We start from the raw sequence: 12,079 nt of genomic DNA on the forward strand, positions 1-12,079 counted from the left end.
GGCTTGCCGGCGATGAGGCCATTGCGTCAGGTCGCGTCAGCGTGGCTCACCAGCCCTTTCACGATCACACCCACGGTCGCCAGCCCCGCCGGCACCAGCAATGCCGTGAGCACCTGTTCGAAGGTCCAGCCCAGCCCCAGCAGCGTCGCACCACTCCAGGCGCCGAGAATCGCCCCGAAGCGGCCAATACCCAGCATCCACGATACGCCCGTGGCGCGGCTCTGGGTCGGATAGAAGCGCGCCGCCAGCGACGGCATCGCCGACTGGGCGCCGTTCACGCACATGCCGGCAACCAGCACCAGCGTGGCCAATACGGTGATATTGCCCAGGCTCTGCCCCACGGCGTAGGCGAAGACCCCGGCCAGCAGGTAGAAAATGCCGATCACCTTGTGCGGATTGAAGCGGTCCATGGCCCAGCCCACGCCGACGGCACTCAGCACGCCACCGAACTGGAACAGTGCGCCGATGAAGGCAGCCTGCTCCATGCTCGCACCGCTGTCGCGCATCAAGGTTGGCAGCCAGCTGGTCAGCAGATAGACGATCACCAGGCCCATGAAGTAGGTCAACCACAGCAGCATGGTGCCCATGCCGTAGGTGCCGGAGAAAATCAGCGCAAACACGTTGCGCGCGGCCACCGCCTTCTGTTCCGGCACGCTGAAGCTGCCCGCCTCGGCCACCACCTGTGGCGCGATGGGCGACAAGGTCTTGCGCACCTTGTCGGTGCCCCGGTTGCGCACCACCAGGAACCGCGCCGACTCCGGCAACCACACCATCAGCACCAGCGCCAGCAGCAACGGCAGCACGCCACCGATCACCAGCAGGCTGTGCCAACCGTAGGCAGGGATCATCTTGGCGGAAATGAAACCACCACCGGCCATACCCAGGTTGAAGCCACAGAACATGCTGGTCACCAGCAGCGACTTGAGGCGCTCGGGGGTGTATTCAGACAACAGCGTGGTGGCGTTGGGCATGCCTGCGCCAAGGCCCAGGCCGGTCAGGAAGCGCAATACCAGCAACTGGTCGACGTTGGTGGCGAAGGCCGAGGCCAGGCTGAAGCCGCCGAACACCAGTACCGCGCCCACCAGCACGCCCTTGCGGCCAAAGCGGTCGGCCAACGGGCCGGAGCCGAGGGCACCGAACACCATGCCGATCAATGCAGCACTCATGACCGGGCCGAGGCTGGCGCGGTCAATCCCCCACTCCTGCGACAGGGCCGGGGCGATGAAGCCCATGGCGGCGGTGTCCAGGCCATCGAGGAAGACGATCAGGAAGCACAACAGCACCACCCGCCACTGGTAGCGGGACAGCGGCTGCTGATTGATGAACGACTGGACGTCTAGGCTTTTGCCGACGTTGGTTTGCGCTTGGTTCATTATTGTTATCCAGAATGAGGGGCACAGCCAGGCCACTGCACACGATCAAACGGTACAGAGGACAATGGTTTGGGGGGAATGGAGCCGGCGTCAGCCTGGATACAACGGTACTGCGCACGGGTGCGGCCGCGGCAGCGAGGGGACAGTATTCATGGTAAGTGCCTCTTATGTTTTTCTTGTTCGGTCGGCATAGCCGACTGCGGAGACATTAATCAGCGGGCGGTGGAGGCGCAATTGACTGCGAACGACACTGTGCGTTTATCGCACAGGAAACGGTTTTGCCTGTTCCAGATTTGAAAGGGGGCGCTTTGCGGCCCCCTGCAGGCTCAGCCAAACAGCTGATGGCAAAGGTCCCGGCTAGCCGCCAGCAAAATCGGCAGGAACCGCTGCTCCAGCTCACTGCGCGTCACCCGCCCGACATGGGTACTCACATTCAACGCAGCCAACACCTGCCCCGAGGCGTCATACACCGGCACGGCAATCGAGCGCAGCCCCTGCTCCAGCTCCTGGTCCACCACGCACCAGCCCTGGGCACGCACCTGCTGGATACAGGCGAACAGCGACTCGGGGTCATGCAAGGTACGGCTGGTTCGCGCCTTCAGGTCGGCACGTTCCAGGTATTCACGCAGGCTGGTGTCATCCATGGCCGCCAACAGAATGCGCCCCATCGATGTGCAATAGGCCGGCAGGCGCCCGCCCACCGACAGGTCGACCGAGATCAGCCGCTCCACCGTGGCCGAACGGGCTATATAAAGAATGTCGTCACCTTCGAGCGTGGCCATGTTGGCCGCCTCGTGCAGCTGATCGCTGATGCGGTCCAGGTAAGGCTGGGCAGAAATCGCCAGCGGCGTCGACGACAGGTACGCATGCCCCAGCGTCAGCACTTTGGGCAACAGCGAATAGGTGCGCCCGTCGGTGGTGGCGTAACCCAGCTTGATCAGCGTGTGCAGGCAACGGCGCACCGCCGCCCGGGGGATTTCGGTGCGGTGGCTGATCTGGGCGATGGTCAGGTGGCGCTTGCGTTCCTGGAAGGCCTGGATCACAGCCAGGCCACGCGCCAGGGAGGTCATGAAGTCCGGGTCGCCGGTAAAGGCCTGGATGCGTTTGGCCGGGGAAGCCACGATCGGCGGTGCCAGGGCTGCCGAGGCAGATCGTGCCTGCTCTGGATTGGCCGACTCTGGATTGACGGAATCGTTGACCAGGGTTTCGTCACTCATCGCACACCTCAAAAAAACGCCCACTCGTGCGATTATCGAACAAACGGCCGATAATCGCAATTGACCGCTGACACTTTTACTTATACCTTTCTCCTGCCACTTGTGGCTTCTTTGGAGAGACTGGTCAGGTACCCACCGTAGAAGTCCCCAGGCAACGGCCTCGCCTTTTGGCGAGGCCGTTTTTCATTACCCTCCCGGTCAACGGACCCGCTACTGCATTGCAGCGAACTTTTGTCCGTCTTGCCTTTCAAACTTGCACGAAAGGCCCAAACTGTTGTCGGACGCATCCCGTTACTTGCGTCAGGTGATGTAAGGGTTGGGTAAACAACGATGTTCGACGCAATATCGGTTGCTATAATCGATTGCGCAGGCCTCGACGATGCCGTGGTAACGGAACCTTCCGCTGTATCAAGCCGTTGCGGCCAGCAAGGCATGTGCACGCGGTACAACGCACAACAACACTCATCGAACTTGATTCAGGTACTACTGTGACGAAAGATGAACTGCGCGCGGAACTCGAGCGCCAGGCGGAGCGTTACAAGGATGTTTACGGTGGTGAAGTCACCACTTACGCTGCACAACCGGACCCGGAACGCAAACCTTGGCGCAAGCGTGCCAGCGTGCGCGACCAGGCCTTCAGCCAGGAACTGGAACGTATGGAAAAGGAACTGCGCAGCGACAATCCCTGACTCACGGGACCACGCCAGCGCGTCGCCGCCCGGCCAGCCGGGCGCGGTCGATCTTTACTGTCAGGCCGAAGATGAAATGGAATCACACAAATTTCATACGACCGTTTGAATAGTAGGGAAGCGGCTTTTTCTCCATCATTTTGCCGGTTTTAGCCAGATTTCGCGATTTTTCGCAGACATTTCCCTGCCTGCACGCCCTGACATGCACATCGTGCTCACGTCAGGAAGATTGCCGTCGGTCTGTCGCAGATGCATCGATTGCCAACGTTTTCTGGCATAATCCCGCCCCCCTAAGACCGCCAGACAACCTTCATGATCGAATTATTCAGCGGACTGGATGCCTGGGTGTTGGTGAGCCTGCTGCTCGCCTTGACCTTCGTACTCGCCTTCGAGTTCATCAATGGCTTTCATGACACCGCCAATGCGGTAGCTACCGTCATCTATACCAAAGCCATGCCGCCGCACCTCGCCGTGTTCTTCTCCGGCGTGTTCAACTTCCTTGGCGTTCTGCTCGGCGGTGTCGGGGTGGCCTATGCCATCGTGCACCTGCTGCCGGTAGAGCTGCTGATCAATGTGAACACCGGACACGGCCTGGCCATGGTCTTCTCGCTGCTGGCTGCGGCCATCACCTGGAACCTGGGCACCTGGTACTTCGGTATCCCCGCCTCCAGCTCGCACACGCTGATCGGCTCCATCCTCGGTGTCGGCCTGGCCAATGCCCTGATCAACGACATCCCGCTGGGCGACGGTGTCAACTGGCAGAAGGCGATCGACATCGCCATGTCGCTGGTGGTCTCGCCCATGGCCGGCTTCGCCGTTGCAGCACTGGTGCTGATCGGCCTGAAGTGGTGGCGCCCGCTGTCGAAGATGCACAAGACCCCCGAGCAGCGCCGCAAGCTCGACGACAAGAAGCACCCGCCGTTCTGGAACCGCCTGGTACTGGTGGTTTCGGCCATGGGCGTGAGCTTCGTGCACGGTTCCAACGACGGCCAGAAAGGCATCGGCCTGATCATGCTGGTGCTGATCGGTATCGTCCCGGCCAAGTTCGTCCTCGACCTGAACAGCACCACCTACCAGATCGAGCGTACCCGCGACGCCACCCTGCACATGAGCCAGTTCTACCAGCGCAACGCCGCCACCCTGGGCGAGTTCCTGGCACTGGGCAAGGCCAAGTCCAGCGACCTGCCGGAGCAGTTCAGCTGCAACCCGCAGCAGACCGAGCCGACCATTGCCGCGCTGCAGTCCTCGCTGCAAGGCGTTACCGACTACCACAGCCTGAGTGCCGACAAGCGTGTCGAAGTGCGTCGCTACCTGCTGTGCCTGGACGACACGGCGAAGAAGGTCGGCAAGCTGCCGGGCCTGGAAGCCCGTGAAAAGGCCGACCTGGAAAAACTGCGCAAAGACCTGACCGCCACCACCGAGTACGCCCCGTTCTGGGTGATCGTGGCCGTCGCCCTGGCCCTGGGCCTGGGTACCATGGTCGGCTGGAAGCGCGTGGTACTGACCGTTGGCGAGAAGATCGGCAAGCAGGGCATGACCTATGCCCAGGGCATGTCGGCGCAGATCACCGCGGCTTGCGCCATCGGCATGGCCAACATCTTCGCCCTGCCGGTATCGACCACCCACGTGCTGTCGTCCGGCGTGGCCGGTACCATGGTTGCCAACAAGAGCGGCCTGCAAGGCGGCACCGTGAAGACCATCCTGCTGGCCTGGGTACTGACCCTGCCTGCGTCGATGGGCCTGGCGGCCGGCCTGTTCTGGCTGGCGTCCAAAGCCATTGGCTGAGTGATACGGTTCTGAAAGAGGCGGCCTTCGGGTCGCCTTTTTTCTGTAGCGGCCCCTTCGCGGGTAAACCCGCTCCCACAGCTCATGCACAGCTCTTGATATCTGTGGAGAACCTGTGGGAGCGGGTTTACCCGCGAAGAGGCCGCTACAGGCAACCTACCTTTTCTTGCCCCCCAGCAACGACCCCATCAAGCCCCGCACCAACTGGCGCCCCAACTGGTTGGCCGCCTGGCGCACCGCCGACTTGATCGCCTGCCCCGCCGCACTCTGCAAGAACTCACCGGCCTTGTCGGCAAAGCTCTCCTCATCCGCCTTGGGTTGCGGCGCCGGCTCCACCGGTTCGCCCTTGCGCTGGGTCAGCATCTCATAGGCCGACTCACGATCCACCGGCTTGTCGTAACGCCCCGCCAGCGGCGAAGCGGCAATCAGCGCACTGCGCTCAGCCCCGCTCAACGGCCCGATACGCGTCTGCGGTGGTGCAATCAGTACCCGTTGCACCATCGCAGGCGTGCCCTTCTCTTCCAGCGTCCCCACCAGCGCCTCGCCAATCCCCAGCTCGGTCAGCACCGCCAGGGTGTCGAACGCCGGGTTGGGGCGGAAGCCATCGGCCACCGCCCGCAGCGACTTCTGCTCTTTGGCGGTAAATGCCCGCAAGCCATGCTGAATGCGCAAGCCCAACTGGGCCAGCACCGCATCCGGCAAGTCCCCCGGCGACTGGGTGACGAAGTACACCCCCACGCCCTTGGAGCGGATCAGCCGCACCACCTGTTCCAGGCGATCCTGCAATGCCTTGGGCGTATCGTTGAACAGCAAGTGCGCTTCATCGAAGAACAACGCCAGTACCGGCTTGTCGGCATCGCCGCGCTCGGGCAACTGCTCGAACAACTCGGCCAGCAGCCACAACAGGAAGGTCGCGTACACCTTGGGCGCCTCGTGCACCAACCGGCTCGCGTCCAGCAGGTGGATACGCCCACGGCCGTCCGGGTCTGGCCGCAAGAGGTCCTCGAGCTGCAAGCCAGGTTCACCGAACAGCGCCTCGGCGCCCTGCTGCTCCAGGGTAGCCAGCCGGCGCAACAGGGCCTGGGTGGAGGCCGTGGTCATCAGCGCACTGTCTTCGCCCAGCAGTTGCGGGTTGTCCTTCAGGTGCGCGAGCAGCGCCTTGAGGTCCTTGAGGTCGAGCAGCAGCAGGCCTTCGCGGTCGGCCACCTTGAACGCCGCAAACAGCGCCGCCTGTTGACTGTCGGTCAGCTCCAGCAAGTTGCCCAGCAGCAGCGGCCCCATTTCACTGAGGGTGGTGCGCAGCGGGTGGCCGGACTGGCCCGCAATGTCCCACAGGCTCACCGGGTAAGCCTGCGGCCTGTGCCCTAGCCAGGGCATGCCGGCGATACGCTCGGCTACCTTGCCCTGCGGCGCACCAGCAGCGCCCAGGCCGCACAGGTCGCCTTTGACATCGGCGGCGAACACGGCCACCCCCGCATCACTGAACGCTTCCGCCAGATGCTGCAGGGTGACGGTCTTGCCAGTACCCGTCGCACCCGCCACCAGGCCATGGCGGTTGGCCAGCCTCATCGCTTGCCCAACTGGCTGGCCATCCGGGCCAGCGCCTACAACGATGGTCGAAAATTCCGACATCTCTTTAATCCTCTGCTCAAGCTTTGCCTTAATTCGGCCGATACCTGTGGGTGATATTCGCCTTAATAGAGAGGGACAACCGAAAAGGGACTTTTCGGGATGTTGCACTGCATTGTGACTCCACGGGTGCAAACGCCTGATATAAAACCTTAGCGGAACCGATTACGCCATGAACAAAAGCCTTCGTTTCAGCCACAAGATTCTTTTGGCCGCATCACTGATCGTGATACTCGCCTTCAGCCTGTTCACGCTCTACAACGATTACCTCCAGCGTAATGCGATCCGCGAGGACCTGGAAAACTATCTGGCTGAAATGGGCGCCTCCACTTCAACCAACATTCGCAACCTGTTCGAAGGCCGTATCAAGCTGGTGGAAAACCTGGCACAGAACATTGCCCAGAACCCGACAAACGCCGAAACCCTGTTGGGCCAGAATGCACTAATCTCAAGCTTTCTCACGGTATACGTGGGCAAGGTCGACGGCGGCTTCAGCGTGCGCCCGGACACGAAGATGCCCGACGGCTACGACCCACGCACCCGCCCCTGGTACAAGGACGGCATGAACGCCGCCGGTGCGATCCTGACCGAGCCGTACATCGACATGGCCACCAACAAGATGGTCATCGGCATCATCGACAAAGTGTCCAGTGGTGTCGGTGTGGTCGGTGGCGACCTGGCCCTGGACGGCCTGGTGCAGATCATCAACTCGCTGAACTTCGGCGGCATGGGCTACGCCTTCCTGGTCAACGACCAGGGCAAGATCCTGGTGCACCCGGACAAAGACCTGGTGATGAAGTCGCTGTCGGACCTGTTCCCGCAGCACACGCCGAAACTGACCGGTGAGCTGACCGAAGTGCAGAGCGAAGGCCAGGCCCGCCTGCTGACCTTCACTCCGATCAGCGGCCTGCCGTCGGCCAACTGGTACATCGGCCTGTCGGTGGACAAGGACAAGGCCTTCTCGATGCTCAGCACCTTCCGCACCTCGGCGGTGATCGCCACGCTGGTAGCGGTGGTGATCATCATCGGCCTGCTCGGCCTGCTGATCCGCGTGCTGATGCAGCCGCTGCACACCATGACCCGCGCCATGGAAGACATCGCCGAAGGTGAAGGCGACCTGACCAAGCGCCTGCGCATCCACAACCACGACGAATTCGGCATCCTGGGCAGCGCCTTCAACCGTTTCGTCGAGCGTATCCACAACTCGATCCGCGAAGTGTCCTCGGCCACCGAACAGGTCAACGAAGTGGCCCTGCGGGTCATCAGTGCCTCGAACTCGTCGATGACCAACTCCGACGAGCAGTCCAACCGCACCAACAGCGTAGCCGCCGCCATCAACGAACTGGGCGCCGCCGCCCAGGAAATTGCCGGCAACGCCGCCCAGGCTTCGCAGCACGCCAGCTCGGCGCGGTTGCTGGCCGAGGAAGGGCAACAGGTGGTGGAGCGCAACATTGCGGCGATGAACCGCCTGTCCGACCTGATCGTCACCTCCAGCGCGCACATCGAGACGCTGAACAGCAAGACCGTCAACATCGGCCAGATCCTCGAAGTGATCACCAGCATTTCCCAGCAGACCAACCTGCTGGCGCTGAACGCGGCCATCGAAGCGGCCCGTGCCGGTGAAGCCGGGCGTGGTTTTGCCGTGGTCGCCGATGAAGTACGCAACCTGGCGCACCGCACCCAGGAGTCAGCGCAGCAGGTGCAGACCATGATCGAAGAACTGCAGGTTGGCGCCCGCGAGTCGGTCGAAACCATGGACCAGAGCCAGCGTCACAGCCAGGACAGCATGCAGATCGCCAACCAGGCCGGTGAGCGGCTGGACAGCGTTACCGTACGTATCGGCGAGATCGACGGCATGAACCAGTCGGTGGCCACCGCCACCGAAGAGCAGACCGCCGTGGTCGAGGCGATCAACATGGATATCAACGAGATCAACATGCTCAACCAGGAAGGCGTGGAAAACCTGCAGGCCACCCTGCGCGCCTGCTCCGACCTGGAGCAGCAGGCCGGCCGCCTGAAGCATCTGGTGGGCAGCTTCCGCATCTGATCACACACCGCGTCGCCCGCTTCCACAGCAACTGCACAGCCCCTGAGGCCTGTGTAATTCCCGTGGGAGCGGGCAAGCCCGCGAAGAAGCCCACATCGTTCCCCCGCCTTACCCTGCCCCACCCAACCCCGATCGAACAAACTATCCTTCTGATAGGTCAACCTTTAGGCGCGTCATCGCCGGCCCGCTAGCGCCGGATGACGGACCCGAAGACGATCCCGGAGGGATGCTGATCGTGCACATCGCCGACATCACCATGTTCTACGCCCCCGCCAGCGGCGGCGTACGTACCTATCTTGATGCCAAACACCACCGCCTCGACGCCATCCAGGGCGTGCGCCACAGCTTGCTGATACCCGGTGCCAGCGCGCAACACGCCGATGGTATCTACCAGGTACCCGCACCACCGCTGCCGTTCGGCAATGGCTACCGCTTCCCGGTGCGCCTGGCCCCCTGGTGCAATGTACTGCGCAGGCTCAAACCCGACCTGATCGAAGTCGGCGACCCCTACCTGACCGCCTGGGCTGCGCTGGAGGCCCGACGCAAGCTCGATGTGCCGGTGATCGGCTTCTACCATTCCGATCTGCCGCTGCTGGTCAGCAACCGCATGGGCAACTGGTTCACCCCTAACGTTGAAGCCTATGTCAGCAAACTGTACGGCAATTTCGACCGGGTCCTGGCCCCAAGCCAGGTCATGGCCGACAAGCTGCGCCGCCTCGGGGTGCGCGATGTGCATGTGCAGCGCCTGGGCGTGGACCTGGCCACCTTCCACCCCAGCCGGCGCGACCCGCAGCTGCGTGCCGAACTGGGCATTGCCGACACCAGTCGCCTGCTGATCTACGCCGGCCGTGGCTCACGGGAAAAGAACCTGCCGGTGCTGCTCGACTGCATGCAGCACCTGGGCCACCCCTACCACCTGTTGCTGGTGGGCTCGAACATGCCGGCCAACGTACCCCAGAACGTCAGTGTGATCGACCACTTCTGCCCGGCGCCGGAAGTCGCCCGGCTGATGGCCAGCGCCGACCTGCTGGTACACGCCGGCGACCAGGAAACCTTCGGCCTGGTCATTCTCGAAGCAATGGCCAGCGCCACACCGGTGGTGGCCGTGCGCGCCGGGGCCTTCGGCGAAATCGTCAACGAACAGTGCGGGCGCCTGTGCCGCCCCAACGATAGCCAGGCCATGGCGACGGCCGTACAAGAGGCGTTCGAGGCCGGCGTGCGCAAACTCGGGGCACAGGCCCGTCGCCATGCCGAGCAGCACTATTCCTGGGACAACGTGGTCGCCGGCCTGCTGCAGCACTACCAGGCCGTGCTCGGCCACCAGCCGCAGGTTCGTGCCCATGGCTGAGCCACTGCCAGCGTCGCGCAGCCTGATGCTGGTGCTGCACGATGTAGCACCCGAGACCTGGCCCGACTACCAACCCTTCGTCCAGGCCATCGACGCCATCGGCGGCATCCCCATGACCTGGCTGGTAGTGCCGGACTTTCATCACCGCAACGCGCTGCAGCGCTCGCCCACCTTCTGTCGCTTGCTCGAACGGCGCCTGGCCCGTGGCGACGAGCTCGCCCTGCACGGTTTCTACCATGCCGACAACGGCCCGCCACCGCGCACGCCCGGCGAATACTTCATGCGCCGCATCTATACCCATGAAGGTGAGTTCTACGCCCTCGACCGGCAGCAGGCCCTGCAACGCCTGGCGCAAGGCCTGGCCCTGTTCGGCCAGCAGGGCTGGCCAGTGGCCGGCTTCGTCGCGCCCGCCTGGCTGATGAGCGAAGGCACCCGCCAGGCCTTGCGCTGCCTGCCGCTGCGCTACACCAGCACCCCACAGCACCTGTACCGCTTGCCAGACTTTACCGCGATCAAGGCTCCTGGGCTGGTCTGGAGCGCCCGCAGCGCCTGGCGTCGCGGCCTGTCACGGGTGCTGTGCGACTGGCAATGCCGGCGCTGGCGCGACGCCGAGACCCTGCGCCTGGGCCTGCATCCGGTGGACATGCGCCATCGCGCATCGCGCGACTATTGGCTGAACACCGTGCGCACCCTGCTGGCACAGGGCCGCGAGCCCCTGACCAAGTCCACCTGGCTCGACCGCCAGGCCAGCGCATGAGCCGTCTGGCCTGGCTGGCCCTGGCACTGCTCGGCGCCGTGCTGGTGCCGGCCCTGCTCGGTGGCAGTGAGCTGCTGCCAAGGCTGCAGCGCTTCGCACCCAGCCTGATGCTGACCTTGCTGGGCATGATCCTGCTGTGCTGGGTCATCAACGCCATTCGCCTGCGCCTGCTGCTTGGCCAGCAAGGGGCAAGGCTTGGGCGCCTGCGTAGCCTGGGCGTGGTGATGGCCACCGAGTTCGCCATCTGTACCACCCCCGGTGGCAGCGGTGGCCCCTTGACCCTGATGGCCCTGCTGGCACGCGACCGTATCGGCCCGGCGCGCAGCGGCGCGGTGTTTGCCATGGACCAGTTGAACGACCTGGTGTTCTTTTTCTGCGCGATGCTGGCGATTGCCGGCTATGCGCTGTTCCACAGTCTGGGCCGCAGCCAGGAGAGCATGTTACTAGGTAGCGCGTTGCTGCTGTGCACGGCATTGGCCGGGGTGATCGGCCTGTTGCGCTACCGGCGCACGGTGATGCGCGTGAACGGCAGATTGCTGCGCCGGCTGGGCATGAGCCGACAGCGCAAGCGCCGCTGGGCGCGCAAACTGCTGCGCTTCATCGACGCACTGGCGCAGACCTGGCGCCTGCCCAAGCGCACGCTGACCCTGGTGTTCACCCTGACCTGCGCCCACTGGGGCCTGCGCTACAGCGTGTTGTACCTGGTATTGAGAGGGTTGGGGGTAGACCTGGCGTGGATCCCCAGCTTCCTGGTGCAGATGCTGTCGCTCAGTGCCGGCCAGTTCAGCCTGCTGCCTGGCGGTGCCGGTGCCGCCGAGCTGACTTCGGCCAGCCTGCTGACGCCACTGGTGGGCAGTTCGACCGCGGCTGCGGCGATCCTGATATGGCGGGCGGTCACTTACTACTTTTATCTGCTGGCGGGTGGGCCAGTGTTCGTGTGCCTGCTGGCGCGCCCGCTGCTGGAGCGCTGGCGGCGTCAGGCGGGTTGAGCTGCTGCCAAAGTTCGGCAGCGCCGGGGAAATCGGTGCCATCGGTGTCGGCCAGTGCTTCAGGGTCGTAGCGCGCCAGGCAGCCTTCACCGAGGGTGGGTGGGGGTGAGGCGGTGGGGTTGTTGCGGGTCTTGGCCATTGCGTATCCCTCAGGATTGCCGGGGACGCCTTGCGCCCCTTTCGCGACACAAGGCCGCTCCCACATGGAATGGGGCGCACCTCACTTTGAACTGCGCCCCTGATGT

General features: G+C 63.7%; 9 protein-coding genes and 1 pseudogene. 7 read left to right on the top strand and 3 right to left on the bottom strand.

Features of this window, described 5'->3' with window-relative positions; genetic code table 11:
- Positions 1–26: 26 nt before the first annotated feature.
- Together M2S36_RS21215 and pcaR are read right to left on the bottom strand one after the other, a co-directional pair.
- Positions 27–1,373: an MFS transporter gene (locus tag M2S36_RS21215; protein WP_207836748.1), complete on the bottom strand. Its 1,347-nt coding sequence runs from the start codon at positions 1,371–1,373 to the stop codon at positions 27–29.
- A 326-nt stretch (positions 1,374–1,699) separates the two neighbouring features.
- Positions 1,700–2,590, bottom strand: coding sequence for a pca regulon transcriptional regulator PcaR (gene pcaR, locus M2S36_RS21220; protein WP_063913240.1), 891 nt, complete (start codon positions 2,588–2,590; stop codon positions 1,700–1,702).
- Positions 2,591–3,078: 488 nt separating this feature from the next.
- On the opposite strand from pcaR, the gene M2S36_RS21225 reads away from it, so the two are divergent.
- Together M2S36_RS21225 and M2S36_RS21230 are read left to right on the top strand one after the other, a co-directional pair.
- The gene (locus M2S36_RS21225) at positions 3,079–3,279 is read left to right on the top strand and encodes a hypothetical protein (RefSeq protein ID WP_063913241.1); all 201 of its coding nucleotides are present in this window, start codon (positions 3,079–3,081) and stop codon (positions 3,277–3,279) included.
- A 312-nt stretch (positions 3,280–3,591) separates the two neighbouring features.
- Complete coding sequence (locus tag M2S36_RS21230) at positions 3,592–5,064, top strand: inorganic phosphate transporter (RefSeq protein ID WP_085590382.1); 1,473 nt, start codon at positions 3,592–3,594, stop codon at positions 5,062–5,064.
- A gap of 156 nt (positions 5,065–5,220) precedes the next feature.
- On the opposite strand, the gene M2S36_RS21235 is transcribed toward M2S36_RS21230, so the two are convergent.
- Positions 5,221–6,696, bottom strand: coding sequence for a helicase HerA-like domain-containing protein (locus M2S36_RS21235; protein ID WP_333957793.1), 1,476 nt, complete (start codon positions 6,694–6,696; stop codon positions 5,221–5,223).
- 169 nt (positions 6,697–6,865) lie between these two features.
- On the opposite strand from M2S36_RS21235, the pseudogene M2S36_RS25170 reads away from it, so the two are divergent.
- The 5 genes and pseudogenes from M2S36_RS25170 to M2S36_RS21255 form a co-directional block, all read left to right on the top strand.
- Positions 6,866–7,882 (top strand): annotated as a pseudogene (locus M2S36_RS25170) (cache domain-containing protein); the annotation flags it as partial.
- Between the two features lie 93 nt (positions 7,883–7,975).
- Positions 7,976–8,740, top strand: coding sequence for a methyl-accepting chemotaxis protein (locus M2S36_RS25175; RefSeq protein WP_370464237.1), 765 nt, complete (start codon positions 7,976–7,978; stop codon positions 8,738–8,740).
- A gap of 226 nt (positions 8,741–8,966) precedes the next feature.
- Positions 8,967–10,088 carry a glycosyltransferase family 4 protein gene (locus M2S36_RS21245; RefSeq protein WP_207838236.1) on the top strand — a complete coding sequence of 374 codons (1,122 nt, stop codon included), beginning with the start codon at positions 8,967–8,969 and terminating at the stop codon, positions 10,086–10,088.
- Positions 10,081–10,845, top strand: coding sequence for a DUF2334 domain-containing protein (locus M2S36_RS21250; RefSeq protein WP_333957796.1), 765 nt, complete (start codon positions 10,081–10,083; stop codon positions 10,843–10,845). Before M2S36_RS21245 ends, M2S36_RS21250 begins: the two co-directional genes overlap by 8 nt.
- Complete coding sequence (locus M2S36_RS21255; RefSeq protein WP_207838239.1) at positions 10,842–11,834, top strand: lysylphosphatidylglycerol synthase transmembrane domain-containing protein; 993 nt, start codon at positions 10,842–10,844, stop codon at positions 11,832–11,834. The genes M2S36_RS21250 and M2S36_RS21255 overlap by 4 nt, the downstream gene beginning before the upstream one ends.
- Positions 11,835–12,079 lie beyond the last annotated feature (245 nt).

This window comes from Pseudomonas sp. SF2, from assembly GCF_036858055.1.
GTDB lineage: Bacteria > Pseudomonadota > Gammaproteobacteria > Pseudomonadales > Pseudomonadaceae > Aquipseudomonas.